Origin of the sequence: Aeromicrobium sp. WCS2018Hpa-31, assembly GCF_031843905.1 — a bacterium.
Lineage (GTDB): Bacteria > Actinomycetota > Actinomycetes > Propionibacteriales > Nocardioidaceae > Aeromicrobium.
Genome location: NZ_JAVTJF010000010.1, coordinates 112,161 through 129,896, shown reverse-complemented (window position 1 = coordinate 129,896; position 17,736 = coordinate 112,161). Strand labels below are relative to the sequence as shown.

Genomic DNA, 17,736 nt, shown 5'->3' with positions numbered 1-17,736 from the left:
TCACGTGGCCCGCGAAACGCCACCGAGCGCCACGGTCCCGTGCGAGTCCGAGCCGACCGTGACGCGCACGCCTGCCAGGGCGAGGACCACGCCGTCCCGCAGCGGCGACCAGGTGTCACCGATGCGTTCGCCGTCGACCGTGGTGCCGTTCGTGCTGCCCACGTCCATCACCTGCCAGGTGGCACCGTCGAGCCGGATGGCGGCGTGACGGTAGGAGATCTCGGGTTCGTCGAGGCGCAGCGGGGAGTCGGGGAGGCGTCCGAGCGTCGTCACGCCGTCACGGGGCACCCGCACCGTCTCACCACCGCGGTGCAGGAACAGGTCGCCGGCCACGTTGACGGTGGGCATGGGGTCGTGCGGCACGAGGACCGGGAAGGCCATGGTCTCCTGGCTCGCGACGGCGGGCTGGGAGGGTCGCGGCGCCGAGCCACCGGCGCGGCCGTCGGACGCCGTACGGGCCGGGTCGACCAGCACGTCCCAGTCGAGTCCGGTGTCGGGCTCCTTGCGGTCGGAGCCGTTGGCGCTCAGCGCCTGCTCGAGCGGTCGGCGCACGGACGCCCCGGAGCGGCTGCCGCGGGCCGGGGGGACCCAGCCGGACCGCAGACCGGGGTCGACCTCGACCTCGACGTCGACGTGGTCGGGGACGGCCCATCCCTCGCGCTCGGCGTGCGTGCGGTAGAGCTTGGCGGCGTCGTCACCCAGCCGGTCGGTGTCGCCGTCGGGATCGAGGCGCTCGAGGTCCTCGGGCGCGATCCGCACGACCAGCTCGCTGAAGGCCACGCGGTCACCGCTCGGCATGACCACGTGCTGGCTGGTGAGGGCCTTCACGAAGCGGCGGCGCAGCACCGCGGCCGAACCGGTCGGGTAGGCGACCAGACGGGCGGCGGCCTCGGTGGCGGCGGCCTTCTTCGAGCCGGTGCCGAAGATGCTCTGCGCGACCCGCAGGGCGACCACGACGACGCCGACGAAGGCGGCGAGGATCAACAGGTTGGTGGTGAGCGAGCCGAGGGTGGTCATGCTCGCCATCGTCGTCGCGGGGGCACGCAAGAGTCGAGCCGCGGTGGAACATGTTCCACCGCGGCTCGTTCCCAGGGCAGGACGCACCCGGCACAGGTGCGTCCTGCGGGCTCTCAGTCGTCGGTGACGACGACGGTCACGGCGATGTTGCCGCGCGTGGCGTTGGAGTACGGGCAGACCTGGTGGGCCTGGTCGGCCAGCTTCTGGGCCTCGTCGTGCGGGAGGGCGGGCACGACGACCTCGAGGGTCACCGCGAGCTCGAAGCCGCCCTGGCCGTTCGGGCCGATGTCGACCTTCGCGCCGACGCTCGAGTCGGTCACGTCCGCCTTGGCCTGGCGGGCCACCATCTGCAGGGCGCTGTGGAAGCAGGCCGCGTAGCCGGAGGCGAACAGCTGCTCGGGGTTGGTGCCCTCGCCGTTGCCGCCCATGGCCTTCGGCAGCGCCGTGCGCACGTCGAGCTGGCCGTCGGAGGTGACGACGTGACCGCCGTCGCGTCCTCCGCCGGTGGCGAGTGCCTCTGCCGTGTAGATCGCGTCCATACGTCCTCCTGAAGTCGTGGGTGCGGCGCTGTCTCGCGCCTCATCGATCATTGCACACGATTACATCGTGCACAATGCTTCGGTGACGCGGGGTCCTCCGGCGGGTTTGGCATGATCGTCCTCGACCGACCGCCTCGGCCGGTCCCCTCACCCACCCAGACCCATCGACCCAGCGAAGGACGTCCCGTGCTGCGCATCGCCTGGTCCGTCGGCCCCGACGTCGGCGGCAGCACGGTCGTGGAGCCCGGCGGCAAGCTGGTCCTCGCTCGACGCATGACGTTGCCGGACCAGCGGCCGGTGGCCGTCGAGGAGATCGGCGGGTCGGCGTACGTGCTCGTCCGACTCCCCTACCTGAGCGACCCCGCCGTGGTGGTGCAGTCCGGGCCCGGCCATCCGGTGCTCCACCGCGGCCAGCGAGCGAACGGCGTGGTCATGGAGGTCGTCACTCCCGACGGCGACGCGTCGACGCCGGTGCCCGGCCAGCGGATGTCACTCACCGCCCCCGGCACGCGCATCTCGCTGCGCTTCCCCGACCAGACCCTGGAGCTGGTCGTCGACTTCGACCCCCCGACGCTTCGTCCATCGGGCACCGGGACCGTGCAGCTCGACGTCGACGCCCTGCAGCACGACGACGCCTGGCTCGTGGCGGCGATCGCCGTGGCGATCTCGCCCGACAACGGGGTCGTGGCACACGCCCAGCTGAAGGAGGCGTTCGCGCGGTGGCGCGACGAGCCCGAGCGCAGCGACGGTGCCTTCGACCGCAACGTGCTCCGTCCGGCCCTGGAGGCCCGCGGCGTGGAGCTTCCCGGCCCCCGGCTCAACAAGATCCTCTACCTGGTGGAGCGCTGCCGACGCACCCACGAGTTCCCCCCGCGCGTGCTCGAGCAGGTCCGCTCCCGCCTCGGCGCCTGACCGCCGCTCTCCCCCACATCGGTGGATCCTCAACCGCAGGAGCCGCACTGCGGTTGAGGATCCACCGATGGGGGCTCGGGCTCGGGGGCCGGACCAGGTCCGTGTGACCCGGGCCGACGCCGGCCGTCAGCTCTTGTCGTCGGGTCCCGTGGTGAAGACGACCTCGTCCTCGGGCTCGGCGATGTGCTCGTCTGGGTGCGGGGGCCAGGTCTCGCCGTCGGCGTCCGTGCCACCGGACTCGCCGCGTGCCTCGTCGCTCGCCGCCTTGATCTTCCGCGTCGCCTCCGAGGCCGACTCCTCGGCGACCTTCTTCGCGTCGCCGGCTGCGTCCTTGGCCGTGCCGACCGCGTCCTCGATCGCACCGTCGTCGGATGCGTCCTCGACGCTCTCGCCGACGTCCTTCGCCGCGTGCTTGGCCGTGTCGACGACGTCCTTCACTCCGCCGCCGTCGGTCGCGGCCTTCGCGCTGTCGGCGACGTCCTTCGCTGCACCCTTGGCGGTGTCGACGACGTCACCCACGACGTCGTCGTCCTCGACGCTCTGGCGCACCGACGAGACGACGCCGACGGCCTGCTCGCGCACCTTCTGCGCCGAGTCCTTCACGCTGTGCGCGAGGTCGGCGAGGCGCTCGTCGTCCTGGGCCAGGGTGACCGCGTCCTGCGCCATGCCCTCGGCCTTGCGGACCGCGTCCTGCACGCGCGGGTCGGTCTGGACCTTCTCGGCGGCCTGGCGGATCTGCTCGTACCGCTCACGGCCGGCCCGGGTGCCGAGCACGTAGCCGATGCCGAAGGCCGTCGCGTAGATGAGCTTCTTCATGGGGGTGTCCTCCCGGGTCGTTGATCGGTCCCGGCCAGCCTGTCAGGGACACCCTCACCCTGCATCTTCGAGGACGGTCTAGGTGCTCACCGGCGTGACGCTCTGGCGCTCGCGCTCCCGCTCGCGGACCACCGCGCGTCGGTTCTCGTCGAATCCCTCGATGCGTGCCACGAGCTCCGTGGCGGTCTTCTGCGAGATGGTCTCGGCCTCGAGGCGGGCGAGCCAGGTGCGGAAGCCTGATCCGCGGACGATGGCCACGCCGTCGACGACCTCGTCGTCGCGCACCGACGACTGCGCGGCACCCCACACCACCACGACCGGCGTCACCGTCAGGGCCTTGCGCGGGGCGCTGTGCCGACCGTGGCTGCGCTGCGTGACGGTGTTGACCAGACCCCTGCCTGCGTTCGCGGCTCGGGTCGCACTCGCGGCAAAGGCCAGCCGCAGGTCGGCGTCGAGGGCGCTGCACCACTTGGAGTCGACCACGACGACGCCGCCGCGACGGGTGACGACGAGGTGGTCGATGTCGCCCCGCTCCAGCTCCAGCGCGTCGACACGCCCCCAGACCAAGCCTTGACGCTGGGCCGCCTTCAGCTCGGTGGCGGTGTTGTCCTCGCCCCACGCGCCGCGGAGCTGGTGGATGGCGTGACCTTCGTGCGCCAGGAAGAGCGTGTGGATGGCCCAGCAGAAGCCGACGAACATGGCGCCCAACAACGCGACGATCACGTACCGCGCGTACTCAGGCGAGGGGAAGACGGTCAGCAGTGCGAACTCGGCGACCACTGTCGCGATGAACAGCAGCGCCATCACCGCCACGACACGCTTGTGTCGCACGAGCCAGCTTCGCAGCAGCCGGCGATACTCACCCTTCGGGTACGACGTCTTCTTCCCCATCGAACGCTCCCTCGTCCTCGTGCTCCCAGCACGAGGGTGCCCGAAGGTCGGCGCGGACGGGTGGAAACGGACGAACTACCCAGAATTCCTGAGCGCAGCCAGCCGGCGGGCGACGCCGCTGGCGCGCGCGGTGCGGCGCTCGACGGCCGCGCGCACGACCTCGGGCGTGGCCACGACGGTGAGACTGGTGCGGGCGCGGGTGACCGCGGTGTAGAGCAGCTCGCGGGTGAGCACGAGGGAGTCCTCGTCGGGGAGCACGAGGGTGACGTGCTCGAACTCGCTGCCCTGGCTGCGGTGGACGGTGCTCGCGTAGGCGCTCTGCACCGACGACAGTCGCGACGACGACACCTCGACCTGCGTGTCGAGGTGGACGACGAGCCGGTGTCCGTCGTCGACGACCACCCCGACGTCGCCGTTGTTGACCCGCAGCGAGGGGTCGTTGCGCGTGACGAGCACGGGACGGCCGGCGAACCACGGTCGCGACGGGTCGGGGAAGGTGCGGACCTCGCGCTCGAGCCGTTCATTCCAGTGGCTCACCCCGAACGGGCCGTCGCGGTGGGCGCACAGCAGTCGGTGCTCGGCCAGGGCTGCGAGGGCGCCGTCGACGTCGCCCTCGAGCGCGGCCCGGGCGACGACGCGGGCCTGGTCGGCCGGTCGTTCGGCCGCCACGGCGTCGATCTCGTCGGGAGCGCGCAGGGTCAGTCCCTCGACTCCCCCGGTGAGCACGTGGAGGGCGCCGTCGGCGTCGCCCTCGACCACGGCGGCGGCCAGGTCGCCGATGCCCCCGTCGAAGCGGTGCCCCTGCGTCAGGTGGGTGACGGCCGAGTGACCAGGACCCCCCAGTCCGTCGACGACGTCGCGCAGCACCGCGCCGGCCTCGACGGAGGCGAGCTGCTCGGAGTCGCCGACGAGCACCAGGCGGCAGGTGGGGGGCACGGCCTGGACCAGCCGCTCCATCATGAGCAGCGAGACCATGGAGGTCTCGTCGACGACGACCACGTCGTAGGGCAGCTTCTGGCCCGCGTGGTGGCGGAACGCGGTGCGGTGGTCCGGTCGGGCGCCGAGGAGCCGGTGCAGCGTGACGGCGCGCAACGACTCCAGCCAGGTGCGTTCGTCGGCCGTGAACACGGTGCCGGAGGCGGCGCCGACGATCGCCTCGCGCATGCGGGCGGCCGCCTTGCCGGTGGGTGCGGCGAGGCCGACGTTCAACGGTCGGGCGTGACCGGCCGACGCGTGCTGGGCCGCGAGCGCGGCCAGCAGTCGGGCGATCGTGGTGGTCTTGCCGGTGCCCGGCCCGCCGGTGAGGATGCTCGTCCAGGAGCGTGCGGCACGCTCGGCCGCCGCTCGCTGCTCGTCGAAGCCGGGCTCACCGAACAACCGGTCGAGGTCGCTGCCGAGCGCCTCGTCGTCCGTGGCGGGAGCCGGCAGGGCCAGGCGGGTGGCGAGCCGGTCGCAGAGGGAGACCTCGAGGGCGTGGTAGCGGGCGAGGTGCAGCAGCGGCTCCTCCGCGACGAGCACCCGGTCTCGGCCGGTCGCCAGCGGACTGGCCACGATGCGCGCCCACCAGGCGGGGACGTCGTCGGCGAAGGACGGCCACGGCAGGTCGGGCGCCTCGACCCGGAGGTCGGCCACCACCGGCGCGAGCTCGATGCACGACGACCCCAGACGCACGCCGCGCACGGCCAGGGCGACGGCCAGCAGCACCGCCTCGTCGTCCTCGCTGCCGAGACGGCCGACGGTGCGGGCCACGTGCACGTCGGCCGCCACGAGCAGCCCGGCGCGGTTGAGCACCGTCAGGACGTCCGCGTCGGACGACTGGACGACCTGGCGGTCGAACGGGTCGAGCGCGTCGTCGCCCACGACGATCGGCTGTTCGCTCATCGTGCGACCCTCCCGTCGAGCAGGTCGCTGAGCCCGAGCACGAGCGACGTGGGCGGGCGCCACGCGAACACGCCGTACGGCGCGCCGTCGGTGCCACGCGGGACGTCGGGACCGGTCATGCCGCGCACGAAGAGGTACAGGACGCCCGCCAGGTGCTCGTCGGGGTCGTACCCGCGCAGCCGCCAGCGCAGGAACCGGTGCTGCGCGACGGCGTAGAGCAGGGCCTGCAGCGGGTAGGTGGTGTGCAGCATCGCGCCGGCGAGACGGTCGGGGGCGTAGGCCTCCAGTCCTCCCCCGGCGTCGGTGAGGTCGGGGCCCTCGAGCCGGTTGGTCTTGTGGTCGACCACGAGCGAGCCGTCGCCGTCGAGCCGCAGCAGCAGGTCGATGGACCCGGTGAGGTAGCCGCGCAGGGTGCGGCCGCGCAGGGACGCGTCGCGCAGCTCGGCCGCGAAGGGCCGCAGCGGGTCGGCAGCCGCGAGGTGCTGCTCCATCAGGTCGGCGACGTCGGCGAGGGTGCCGGGGCGATCCACCCGACCGCGACGATCGCCGCCGGCGAGCGGCAGCTCGAAGTCCATCTCGCGGAAGGGTCGTCGGGCGAGCGACTCGGCGAGGGTCAGGTCGTCCGCGAGCGCGCCGAGGGGTGTGCGCAGCGCGCCGACGAGGGCGGACACGAGCGCCTCGACGTCGACCGCGATCGGTCGGCGTGCCAGCTGCTCCTCCACCCGGAGCCGCACCTCACGCTCCATGGCATCGGTGCTGGTGGCCATGACGTCGGCGTCGACGTCCTCGAGCACCCCGTGCACGAGGGTGCCGAGCGCAGCGCCTCCCACGAGGTCGGCCCAGGGCGACGGGCCGAGCGTGGGCGCGGCCCCGACGTCGGCGACCACGTCGACCTCGTCGTCGGGGCCGACGGCCTCGGGCTCGCTGGCCACCGAGCGTCCGTCGTCGCGGCGCACGAGCGACGTGTAGGAGGTGCGCGTCCAGGTGGTGTCGACCTCGCGCCCGAGTCGGCGGAGCACGAGCTCGGTGCCGTCGGCGGGTGCGGGGTCGAGCGGCAGCGTCTGGGTGACCATCTGCTCCACGACCGGACCTCCGCGGTCCTGCCAGGCGCGCAGCCGCGCGACGGCATCGTGGTCGGACGGGACCGGTTGCGTGTCGGGCACGACCGGGTCGTCGGGGTCGGGACGGAACAGGGCCCGGTGCAGGGCGGCGTGCTTGCCGTTGAACGTGGGCGCCCAGTGCATGACCAGACGGGACTGCGCGCGGGTCATGGCGACGTAGAGCAGCCGGAGGGCCTCGCCGGCCCGCTCGGTGTCGGAGCGGGCGGCATGGGTGCGCCACGAGGGCCCGTCACCGCCGACGTCGAGGCAGCGGCGGCCGTCGGCGTCGTGCAGGCGCACCATCGTGGGCGTGGGGACGTAGCGGTCGAACAGGAACGGCACGTAGACGACGGGGTACTGCAGCCCCTTGCTCACGAAGGTGGTGACGATCTGCACGGCGTCGGCGTCGGTGTCTAGCCGGCGGGTGCGGTCGGCCGACGGAGCGCTCTCGGAGCGTCGGTCGAGCAGCCAGCGCAGCAGGCCCGAGAGGCCGAGGCCGTGCTCACGAGATGCGCCGGCGAGCACGTGGCCGACGTGCTCGAGGTCGGTGAGCTGACGTCGGCCGCCCTCGTGGCGCAGCAGCCGCTCCACGACCGCCGGGTCGCCGGTGAGCGCCTCGACCATGCCGGCGGTGCCGCGCTCGCGCTGCAGGTCGGCGAGGTCGCGCAGCTGGGCGGAGACGCGGTCGGTGAGGCCGTCGCCATCGGGGTCCGCTCCCCCGGTGGCGAGGTCGGCGGCCGTGAGGCCGAGGAACGGTCCGAGGGCCGCGGCGCGCACGTAGCCGCTGCGGTGCGGGGACTCCAACGCCGTGAGCAGCGTGACCCACTGCAGCCCGGCGTCGCTCTGCAGCACGTCGGGGCCACCGCTGCGCACGGCGGGCACACCCAGTCGGGCGAGGGCCTCGTGCAGCAGGTCGGCCTCGAGGTGACGCTCGACGAGGATCGCGACGTCGCCGGCGGTGAGCGGGACCGGACCCGTCCCGTGGTCGTAGGTGGCGCCGCTGCGCAGGAGGGCGGCGATGTCGCCGGCCACGTCGGCGGCGACCCGCGGGCGCACGGCGCCGATCTTGAGGGGCGCGTCGGACTCGTGCTGGGCGTCGCTGCGCAGCAGGGCACGGAGCCGGAACGGCGCCTCGTGCTCGGGGTCGTGCAGGCGTGAGCCGCTGAGCGCAGCGCGGGCGGGACGCACGAGGATCTCGGGGTCGCCCAGCGCTGCTCCGCGCAGCACGGTGTCGACGGCGGCCACGAGCGGCGCGTCGCTGCGGTGGTTCTCGACGAGGGTGCGGCGGGTGTCGGCCTGGGCGGCGGCGCGCAGGTAGGTGTCGACGTCGCCGCCGCGGAACCCGTAGATGGCCTGCTTGGGGTCGCCGACGAGCACCATCGTGGCGTGGCCGAGGAAGGCCCGCTCCAGGATCTGCCACTGCACCGGATCGGTGTCCTGGAACTCGTCGACGAGCACGAACCGCCAGCGGTCGCGCATGACGGTGCGGGCGGGTGACGCCTCGGGCTCCAGGGCCTCGGCGAGTCGCTGCAGCAGGTCGTCGTAGGACAGGGTGCGGGCGGCGAGCCGACGTCGGGCCGACTCGTCGCGGACGGCACCGGCGAACCGCCGACGCAGGTCGGGCGGCGAGCCCTGCGGTGCGTCGGTGGGCAGGAGGTGGGCGGACGGGTCCTCCACGGCGCGACGACCGAGCTGCCCGGCCTCGGCGTGGTCGAACGGCGGTGTGGCGCCCATGCCGACGGCGCGCAGGTAGAGGTCCGCCACGACCTGGTCGACGATCTCGGTGTCGTCCTCGATGAGCGCCGACCCGGGCTCGACGTCGCCGGTGGTACCGAGGCTGCGGAGCACGGCGTGGCAGAAGCCGTGAGTGGTGGTGATGGTGGCCTCGTCGAAGCGTGCGACGGCGCGCCGGAGCCGACGTCGGCGCTGGGCGCGCTCGGCCTCGGGTGCGTCGAGCAGGAGGGTCAGGAGCGCGTCGGACTCGGGCGCGCTGCCCGTGGTGAGCGTGGTGTCGGCTTCCACGAGGCGCTCGCGCACGCGGTCCTTCAGCTCGGCGCTCGCGGCTCGGCCGAAGGTGACGACCAGGAGGTCGTCGAGCTCGGCGTGGCCGTCGGCGACCAGTCGGGTGACGAGCGCGGCGATGGCCCAGGTCTTGCCGGTGCCGGCGCTGGCCTCGAGCAGCGTGGTGCCGGTGGGCAGCGGGTCGGTGATGTCGAACTCGGCGACGTCGACGACGGCAGGGGGGCGCTCGCTCATCAGGCACCGTCCAACCGGTCGAGCAGCGGCGTCCAGAGGGTGACGGCGTGCTGGTCGAGCCCGCGCGTGACGAGCGCGGAGAACGGCAGCCCGGGGCCGTAGACGAGCCGGTGGTAGGCGTCGGCGTCCTCACCGGGGATGTCGCGGCTGCCGACCCACTCGCGCTCGGCGAAGACCTCGGCGATCTGCGGCTTGCCACGTCGGATGCCGGAGGCGTAGGCCTGGGACGTCTTGACCGGGAGGGGCAGCGGGCGCTTCGTCCCGAGGGTGTGGAGGTCGAGGACCTCGGCGAGGATCGCGCGCGCCTCGTCGTCGGTGGGCGGGGCGATGGTGGCGACGCCTGGTGCCTTGCCGCGTCCGGCCGACACCCGACCGACGAGGTGCATCGGCAGCCCCTGGCCTGCGGCGGCGAGCGCGAGCACGTCGACCCAGGCCTCGACCAGCTGGCGACCCTGCACGGCCGAGGGCGTGACCCTCAGCGCGTGCGCGGGGTGCACGTCGGCGACGGTGCCGACCACGCGACGTCCGTCGGCCAGCTCGATGTCGACGTCGACGCTGTGGGCGGCCTCATTGCGAAGCGGTGCGGCGAAGGCGAAGAGGTCGCCCACGAGCCTGCGGCTCTTCTGCAGTGTGGAGGCGGCGAGCGGTCCGGGAGGGAGCAGGCCGCGACGCAGCTCGTCGGCCTCGGCCTCCTCGCCCGGGGCGCCGGCCAGCACGGCCTCGAGCACCCGACGGCTGACGCCCCACTGCTCGAGGTGGCCGACGTCGAGCGGGATCGCGTCGTCGACCGGGTCGTCCTCGTAGGGCAGGCGGACGTCGAGCCGCCCGGTGACGAAGGCCTTGACGGGGTGTCGCACGAGCTCGCGCAGCTGGTCGAGAATGACCACGTCGGCGCGCTGCTCGGGCAGGCTCTCGGGCAGGAAGAGCGCTGGCGGCTCTGGCTCACGGGTGGTGGCGCGGGCACCGGCGTAGGCGGCGGCGTCGAAGCTGAACGCCGTGCCGGGCAGCAGGGCGCCGGGCGTGAAGGACCGCACGTCGAACGACTGCAGGGGGTGGTGGACGGTCACGTGGTCGCGGACGTCGGCGCCCGGGACGGTCCGGTCGAGCTGGTCGAGGAGCTCGCCGACCGGTGTGGCGGGCGGGAGCGGGCGGCCGGTGTGCTCGCTGGCGCCGGTGTAGGTGATGACCAGGTGCTCGGTGGCCGAGAGCACGGCGTCGAGGAAGAGCTGGCGGTCCTCACCGGCGGCGTCGCGCTCGCCGACGAGCGGGGTGCGGGCGAGCACGTCGTCGCCGAGCGGCGTGGGGGTGCGCGGGAAAGCATCGGCGTCGACGCCCAGCAGGCAGACGACCCGGTGGGGCACCGAGCGCATGGGCACCATCGTGCACACGGTCAGCGAGCCGGTGCGGAAGCTCGTGCGGGTGGGGCGGGGCGCGAACGCGTCGGCCAGGAAGGCCCCGACCTCGACGACGGTGAGCGTGCCACCTGTTCCGTCCTCGCCTCCCGCCTCGGCTGCACCGCCAGCCGGTGCGGCGAGCTCGGCGAGGATGCGCAGCACCTGCTCCTTCTGCCAGGCGTCGCGCGGGGGAACGTCGGTGAGCATGTGCACGGCGCGGGCGAGCAGGTCGGACCAGTCGGCGATGGGCTGCGGCTCGGCGTCGGCGAGGACGGAGCCGAGCCGGGCGACGGCCTCGTCGAGGCGTCCGACGAGGTCGACGGCGGTGCTGCCGAGGTCGTCGAGCGGAAGCACGCCGCCGAGCCGGTTGCCGGGCTGCCCGTCGTACCGCTGACCGTCGGTGGCCACACCGAGGGCGAGTCGGTCGAGCCCGGAGCGCCAGGTGTTCTGGGCGAGGCCGGCGAGGTTCCAGGCGCCGCGGGCGTCGGCGTCGACGCCCCAGCGGATGGCGGTCTGGGCGGTCCAGGTGTCGACCTGCTCGAGGTCGTCGTCGCTGAGACCGAAGCGCCGGCGCACCGGTGCGAGGCCGAGCAGGTCGCGCACCTCGGTGGCGGTGGTGCGGCGGGCGGCGGCGATGTCGACGACGCGCTGGAGCACCTCGGCCACGGGGTTCACGGCACCAGTGGCGCGGTCGGCGAGCCGCACCCGCAGGCGGTGGCCCGGGTGGTCGACGCCGGCCACGTCGTCGAGCCCGAAGGCGGCCTCGACGAGCGGGGCGAAGGTCTCGACGTCGGGGCACATGACGAGCACGTCGCGCGGCTCGAGGGTGGGGTCGTCGGCGAGCAGGCCGACGACCACCTCGCGCAGCACGTCGACCTGGCGAGCCGGTCCGTGGCAGGCGTGCACCTGGACGGAGCGGTCGAGCGGGTCGAGGGTGCGCACTCCCCCGTCGGTGTGCTCGTCGGTGGGTCCGTCGTGGTCGGCGGCGAGGTCACGCTGGAGTGCACCGAGCAGGGTGGTGGGGCGGTCGGGCTCGGGCAGGTGCTCGACGTCCGCGTCGCCAGGCAGGGCGAGCAGGGCGTGCTGCAGCTCGCTCACGTCGCGTGCGCAGGCGGTGAGGAAGGTGCTGCCGGTCTCGAGCGTCTCGACCTCGTCGCGCCGGGGCGCGTGACCGTCGTGGGTACGGCCGGCGGTGGCGGCGACGGCGTCCCAGCGGGCGCGCGAGGGGTGCGGGAGCCAGAGGTGCACGTCGCGCACCTGGGCGAGCGCGTCGACGACGTCGAGCTCGGCGTGCGGCATGCGAGTGTGGCCGAAGAACGAGAGCCGCTGCGGCAGGTCGGGGTCGAGGCTGCCGTCGCGCAGGCGGGCTGCGGTGTCGGCCAGGCGCCGGTCAGGCGAGGGATGGCCGTCGAGCCTGGCGGCGACGCGCCGCCACACCTCCGCCTGCCAGCGGCTCTCGGGGCGCAACGGTGCACCGAGCCCGTCGACATCGTCGCCCGCGCCCCACGCCTGCACCATCCACGGACGCTGGACCGCGTAGCCGTGCAGGAACGACGCGACCCGACGTGCTGTCGGGTAGCGCCGGCTGCGGCGCAAGGCTTCGTCGGCGGGCGCCATGCCCCGCCCGACGTGGCGGGAGACGATCTCGAGCCACGGCTCGTCGAGGTGCGCGTCGAGGACGTCGAGCACGGTCCAGGCGAGCCGACCGCTGGCCCACGGGTCGTCGCGGTCCTTCTCGGTGAGTTCGGACAGCAGGTGCATCGGGCGGACGAACTCCACGCCGGCGCAGATCCCGTCGTCGCGCCCGTCACTGGCCCCGAGCGAGTGACTGATGGTCTGGGCGAGCCAGCGCTCCACTCCGTTGGCGGCCACCACGACCACGTCGCGCTCGAACGGGTCCGCGGGCGGCTCCGCGAGCAGCCGCGCCAACCCACTTGCGAGCACGTCGGCTCGCTCCGCGCGATGGATCGTCAAGGCCACGCCTCGAACCTAGCCGCCCACCCGGACACCCCGCTCCCACCCGTCCCCCAAGAGGTAGGTGGCCCGCGGAACGGGGCGTCGCGGTAGGAAGCCCGCGGAACCCAGGCCCCGGAGGTAGGTGAGCCGCGCTTACCGGCCTCGTATCCGCGGCAGACCTACCGCTCGTCCGGAAATAACGCGCGCCACCTACCTCGGATGCTCCACCGGAGCTGGGGACAACGGTCTTCACGTCCCCGAGCGATTTCGCTAGGTTCGGACCGTCAGATCGGGGGATCCACGTTGTCAGTCATCACCAGAACCGCCGCCACCGCGGCCCTTCTCCTCGCCTCCGCCTGCTCAGGCCAGCCGGAAGTCCTCGAGCCCGACCCGACCGCCGCTACATCGACTTCACGCGTTCCTCCCTCTCTGCCCAGCCAGGCGAAGGATGCGACGCAAGAGGGCGCTGCCTCATTCACCGCTCACTGGATTGAGACCTCTGACTACGCCGCGCTGACCGGTGATGTGGAACCACTTCAGCGAATCTCAGCATCGGACTGCAGCGGATGCACGCGCTTCATCGACCTCTATGAAGAGACGTATGCCAACGGAGGGGCGTTCAAGGGCGGGGAGCGGAGGCTGCTTCCTCCGCTCGACGTTTCTCGGCTCAACGATTCAACCTTCGACGTGACCGTAAACGCCGAAGCCGCAGCAGGACAGTTCCGGCGGACTGCCAGCGGCGAGACGACCAAGAGCAAGAAGGAGACGAGCCGAGTGACCTACACGGTCAAATTCGAAGAGGGCCGTTGGAGGATGCTCTTCATTCTGCTCGAGGAGCCGTCGTGAAGTTCTTCGTGAGTTCCTCGGTCTTCCTGTTTGCTATGACGTTTCCATTCCCCGCGGTGGCCGACCCGGAGGCAGAAGGCCGTGGTGATCGTCTGGTGCTGCGGGACACCGACAAATCTCTCGCGAGGGAGAAGGCTGCTCGTTTCGGAGGGTCCCGCGACTTGCGCGCAAGTAAGCCTCGTCGTGACTCGGCATGCTTCTTCCGAAATCAAGCCGCCGGCCGTTCTGATGACGCCCGTCGCTACGAGCCAACCTTTCGCTGTGGAGCGCGCGGCATCACCGCCACCGACGCCCAACCCGCCACCGCCCCTCAAGTCACCGAGGGCGACATCCGCCGCGCCGTCAGCGAGATCCCGATGCCGTCGCTGCAGATCCAGGTGCAGCCGGGCGGGCGGACCCTCGTGAACGTCCCGACGATCTTCCACACCGACCCGCGGACGCTGCGCGAGAGCGTGACGCTGCTGGGCTTCGACATCGACGTCGAAGCCACTCCGACGCGCTACACCTGGCACCCGGGCGACGGAACCTCGAAGTCCACCACCAGGCCCGGCCGTCCCTACCCGGCCAAGGACGTCACTCACACCTACCGCCGTGTGGCCGACGAGGTCCGGCCGCGCGTCGACACCACCTACTCGGTCCGATACCGGGTCGACGGCGGCGCCTGGACTCCCCTCGGCCAGACCCTGACCGCGACCGGCGAGTCCACGTCTCTCGAGGTCGAGGAGGCCGCCCCCGTCCTCGTCGCCCGCTGAACGGGCGAGACCGTCCCGGTCGACGGAGACTAGGACGGTGCCACCCGAACCGAAGACCTGCGCCTCCTGCGGACGGACCATCGAGTGGCGCAGGAAGTGGGAGCGCGACTGGGACCAGGTGCGCTACTGCTCCACCGCCTGCCGCAAGCGCGGGGTGACCAAGACCGACCAGGCGCTGCAGGACGCGATCATCGGGCTGCTCGACCAGCGGGCGGTCACCTCGACGATCTGCCCGTCCGAGGCCGCGAAGCAGGTCGATCCCGACGGCTGGCGCGACCTCATGGAACCGGCCCGACGCGCTGCGCGCCGACTGGTCGATGAGGGCAGGGTCGAGATCACGCAGGGCGGTCACGTCGTCAATCCGTCGACCGCGAAGGGGCCTATCCGGGTACGGAAGGCGCGCAGCTAGTCATCTCGTCGGCACCGGCCGGCGGTCCGTCAGGACCGATCGTCTAACGTCGGCAGACGTGGCCAAGATCCTCCCCCAGTTCGCCCGGTGGACCCCCGTAGCACTCGACGTCCTGCGCGAGACCGCGTCGCGCTACGGCGCCGTGATCACCGTCTCCGACCTCGCCGACGAGGTACTCAAGCGCACGCGCGTCGAGAGCCCGACGTCGCGCCGCACCTGGCTTGGTGACCTCATGGAGATCACCGCCCTCGCGGCAGCCCGCGCCGGCGACCCGCCGCTCACATCGCTCGCCGTCCAGCGCGACGGCACGGTGGGCGACGTCTACGGTCGCGCCGTGCTGGCGGCGACCGGCGACGTCGTGAAGGACGTCGAGCAGCGCGCTGCCGAGGACCGCCTGCTCTGCTACCAGGCCCTCGCCACCGATCTGCCCGCCGACGGCGGCACTCCCCGACCGGCCCGCGTCCGCACGACGCGCGCAGCGTCCGGATCGACCACCACCGTCAAGCGTGCCGTGAAGCCGGAGGACCGGCCCGCGAAGATCTGTCCCACCTGCTTCATGGCGCTGCCGGCGACGGGCATCTGCGACAACTGCGACTAGCTCAGAGCGTCTTCTTCTCGAAGGTCAGGTGCGTGACGCCGCTCGGCGACGCCACGACCTCGACGTCGTAGTCGTCCTCGAGTCCCTCGAGACCGCTCCACAGGTGCGCGCCGCGGCCGAGCACGATTGGCACCTGCACCACGTGCATGTGGTCGACGAGTCGCGCGGCGAGGAACTGCCGGACCACGTCGGCACCGCCACCGATCCTGACGTCGAGGTCACCGGCCGCCTCCTTCGCGAGATCGAGCGCCTTCGCAGCGGACGCGTCGACGAAGTGGAACGTGGTCCCGCCGTCCATCTCGATCGAGGCACGCGGTCGGTGCGTGAGCACGTAGACCGGCGTGTGGAAGGGCGGGTTGTCGCCCCACCACCCACGCCAGTCCGCGTCGTCCTGCCAGCCGGGCGGCCCGAACTTGTTGGCTCCCATGATCTCCGCGCCAAAACCGTGCTCGTGCTGCTGCGCGAAGGCGTCGTCGATCCCCGAGCTGCCGGTATCGCCGCCCATCATCGCGGTGCCGAACCGGGTGGCGAACATCCACGTGTGCAACTGCTGCCCGGCGTGCCCCATCGGCGTCTCGAGCGACTGCGGCTCCCCCGCGGCGTACCCATCGAGAGAGACGGAGAGGTTGTGGATGCGGACGCGGGTCATCACACGATCATGGCCGCATCTCGTCGTGGAGCGCCACCCTCGACAGCTGCACCTGGGTGCCCCGTCGCCAGAAGTGCAGACGCCGCGCACTCGGGGTGTGCTGCTGCAGCGCCACTCGCCAGCAGTACTCCCCCGGATGCCGCTCCACCCACGGGTCGTCACCGCCGGGACCCATCCTCAGACGATGCATGTCGCGGCCGGGCATCGAGTCGGCGAGTCCGGTGAGCACGTGGACCACGACCTCAGCGACCTTCGATCGCGCCACCCCGTCGACCGACGCCAGAGAGGGGAGGAAGTCGCGCCCGAGCGTCCAGTCGTCCGGCAGCGGACGCTGCGCCTTCTCGGCAGCCGGTATCGCCTCGACCCAGGCGAGGTACACGTCGTGACGGAACGCCGACTCCGCATCGATGAAGCGCTCCTCGCTGCTGGCCTCGACCCGAGCCACGGACCGGGAACGCTGCAGCTTCTTGCGGAGGTCACGAGTCTCCGTCCTCTTGCGCTCCACCTCCCCCACCGCCCGGTCCCGCTCGTGCTCGAGCCGTTGAAGACGGGAGACGAGCTGAGCCATCTCTTGCCTCAGGGCGTCCGCTTGCCGCTGGGCATGAGCACGCGCTGCCCGTTCCAGGTGCAGGTCCTTCCGAGCGGAGGAGGTAGCCACCGGCTCGTCGTCGGGCGACGTCGACGGCGGATGGGTGACATCGGCGGCTCCTCGCCGCCGAGGATCGAGATCGAGAGGGGACGGTCGAGCAGGTGTGGGGACGTCGGCCGCCCCTGCGATGGCCGGTGGCGGCGTGCCTGCCGGTTCGAGCGCGACGACCGGCTCGACGTCGACCTGCGGTGGCGACCAGGGTGCGTCCGGTTCCGGCCGAGCGGCAGGCGCGGAATCCTCGACCGCGAGCCACGCAGGACCGCCCGGAAGCAGCGACGGAACCTCCCGCACCGGTTCGTCGTCGTCGACGTCGACGAGCGAGAGGAGCCAACTTCCGGCGCGCACCACATGCGCCACCACCACCTCACCGACCGTCATCAGGTCGCGCGGGTCGTCCAAGGGATTGCCGGTGATGCCGTGGACCCCGATCTCGACGCGCATGCCCGGGTACGGCTCGACGACGGCGCGGTCGCGCCCCACGTCAGCGACACGGACCAGCACTGCGTCTCCAGGCGCGTAGTGCTCGAGCGCTTCGGTGGCGGGGCGTACCTGGTTGCGCACGTCGAGCAGACCGTCGGCCGTGACCCACTCGCCCGTGACCTCCTGACCAGGTCGCACGACCCGTTCGATCGGAACCCCAGGGACTGCAAGCTCCTCGCGAAGCGCTGCTCGGCCGAAGTCGCCCTCGACGATGCCTCGACCAGCCAGCACCCCGACGACACGTCCCGTGACGGTTCTGCGCTGCACGGCCCGCCGTTCGAGCAGACCGGCCTCGAGCGCAGCCTGCATGGCGTCGGCCTCGAGCAGAGCCTCGATCCGTGCGCCCTGGTCCGGGCCGAAGCACAGGTAGAGCCGTGACGAGCGAGGTTGCGACACCCACGTGAGATCGGTGGAGTAGACCCGTGCTGCGTCACCGTAGACCTGCGTCTCGGGCGGCAACGACGAGCTCAGCGCCCAGGTGACCTCCCCCGTGGGCACGACGTGGACCTCGGCGTAGTCACCGACGCCGGCAGCGACCTGTTCGGCATCGATCCACGGCTGGTCGCCACGTCCGACCCCGTGGGACACGAC

Annotated in this window: 15 protein-coding genes; 6 read left to right on the top strand and 9 right to left on the bottom strand. The window is 72.4% G+C overall.

The window, feature by feature from the left end; translation table 11 throughout:
* Positions 1–1,017: an FhaA domain-containing protein gene (locus RQG84_RS14220; protein ID WP_311210527.1), complete on the bottom strand. Its 1,017-nt coding sequence runs from the start codon at positions 1,015–1,017 to the stop codon at positions 1–3.
* Positions 1,018–1,130: 113 nt separating this feature from the next.
* Positions 1,131–1,556 carry an organic hydroperoxide resistance protein gene (locus RQG84_RS14215; RefSeq protein WP_311210526.1) on the bottom strand — a complete coding sequence of 142 codons (426 nt, stop codon included), beginning with the start codon at positions 1,554–1,556 and terminating at the stop codon, positions 1,131–1,133.
* 186 nt (positions 1,557–1,742) lie between these two features.
* Between RQG84_RS14215 and RQG84_RS14210 the strand changes: the two genes are divergently transcribed.
* Positions 1,743–2,468: a hypothetical protein gene (locus tag RQG84_RS14210; RefSeq protein ID WP_311210525.1), complete on the top strand. Its 726-nt coding sequence runs from the start codon at positions 1,743–1,745 to the stop codon at positions 2,466–2,468.
* Positions 2,469–2,594: 126 nt separating this feature from the next.
* Here the strand turns inward: RQG84_RS14210 and RQG84_RS14205 are convergent, their stop codons facing one another.
* From RQG84_RS14205 to recC, 5 genes are all read right to left on the bottom strand, one after another.
* The gene (locus tag RQG84_RS14205; RefSeq protein ID WP_311210524.1) at positions 2,595–3,284 is read right to left on the bottom strand and encodes a hypothetical protein; all 690 of its coding nucleotides are present in this window, start codon (positions 3,282–3,284) and stop codon (positions 2,595–2,597) included.
* A gap of 78 nt (positions 3,285–3,362) precedes the next feature.
* Positions 3,363–4,175 carry an NERD domain-containing protein gene (locus tag RQG84_RS14200; protein WP_311210523.1) on the bottom strand — a complete coding sequence of 271 codons (813 nt, stop codon included), beginning with the start codon at positions 4,173–4,175 and terminating at the stop codon, positions 3,363–3,365.
* A gap of 75 nt (positions 4,176–4,250) precedes the next feature.
* Positions 4,251–6,056, bottom strand: a complete 1,806-nt coding sequence (gene recD / locus RQG84_RS14195; RefSeq protein WP_311210522.1) for an exodeoxyribonuclease V subunit alpha — start codon at positions 6,054–6,056, stop codon at positions 4,251–4,253.
* Positions 6,053–9,412 (bottom strand): UvrD-helicase domain-containing protein, encoded by a 3,360-nt coding sequence (locus RQG84_RS14190; protein ID WP_311210521.1) that lies wholly within the window; start codon positions 9,410–9,412, stop codon positions 6,053–6,055. Before RQG84_RS14190 ends, recD begins: the two co-directional genes overlap by 4 nt.
* Positions 9,412–12,786, bottom strand: coding sequence for an exodeoxyribonuclease V subunit gamma (recC, locus tag RQG84_RS14185; RefSeq protein ID WP_311210520.1), 3,375 nt, complete (start codon positions 12,784–12,786; stop codon positions 9,412–9,414). The genes RQG84_RS14190 and recC overlap by 1 nt, the downstream gene beginning before the upstream one ends.
* 279 nt (positions 12,787–13,065) lie before the next feature.
* Here recC and RQG84_RS14180 point away from each other — a divergent pair, with 279 nt between their 5' ends.
* Genes RQG84_RS14180 through RQG84_RS14165 form a run of 4 tightly spaced genes read left to right on the top strand, consistent with a single transcriptional unit; the run spans position 13,066 to position 15,367 of the window.
* Positions 13,066–13,608, top strand: coding sequence for a DUF6318 family protein (locus tag RQG84_RS14180; protein ID WP_311210519.1), 543 nt, complete (start codon positions 13,066–13,068; stop codon positions 13,606–13,608).
* Positions 13,605–14,360: a hypothetical protein gene (locus RQG84_RS14175; RefSeq protein ID WP_311210518.1), complete on the top strand. Its 756-nt coding sequence runs from the start codon at positions 13,605–13,607 to the stop codon at positions 14,358–14,360. Before RQG84_RS14180 ends, RQG84_RS14175 begins: the two co-directional genes overlap by 4 nt.
* Positions 14,361–14,397: 37 nt before the next feature.
* Positions 14,398–14,769: a DUF2256 and DUF3253 domain-containing protein gene (locus tag RQG84_RS14170; RefSeq protein ID WP_311210517.1), complete on the top strand. Its 372-nt coding sequence runs from the start codon at positions 14,398–14,400 to the stop codon at positions 14,767–14,769.
* Between the two features lie 58 nt (positions 14,770–14,827).
* Positions 14,828–15,367, top strand: a complete 540-nt coding sequence (locus RQG84_RS14165; RefSeq protein ID WP_311210516.1) for a hypothetical protein — start codon at positions 14,828–14,830, stop codon at positions 15,365–15,367.
* Between the two features lies 1 nt (position 15,368).
* Here the strand turns inward: RQG84_RS14165 and RQG84_RS14160 are convergent, their stop codons facing one another.
* Complete coding sequence (locus tag RQG84_RS14160; RefSeq protein WP_311210515.1) at positions 15,369–16,016, bottom strand: dihydrofolate reductase family protein; 648 nt, start codon at positions 16,014–16,016, stop codon at positions 15,369–15,371.
* Positions 16,017–16,023: 7 nt separating this feature from the next.
* Positions 16,024–16,584 carry a hypothetical protein gene (locus RQG84_RS14155; protein WP_311210514.1) on the bottom strand — a complete coding sequence of 187 codons (561 nt, stop codon included), beginning with the start codon at positions 16,582–16,584 and terminating at the stop codon, positions 16,024–16,026.
* A 120-nt stretch (positions 16,585–16,704) separates the two neighbouring features.
* On the opposite strand from RQG84_RS14155, the gene RQG84_RS14150 reads away from it, so the two are divergent.
* A complete protein-coding gene (locus tag RQG84_RS14150; RefSeq protein ID WP_311210513.1) occupies positions 16,705–17,523 on the top strand; it encodes a hypothetical protein in 819 nt (272 codons plus the stop codon).
* Positions 17,524–17,736 lie beyond the last annotated feature (213 nt).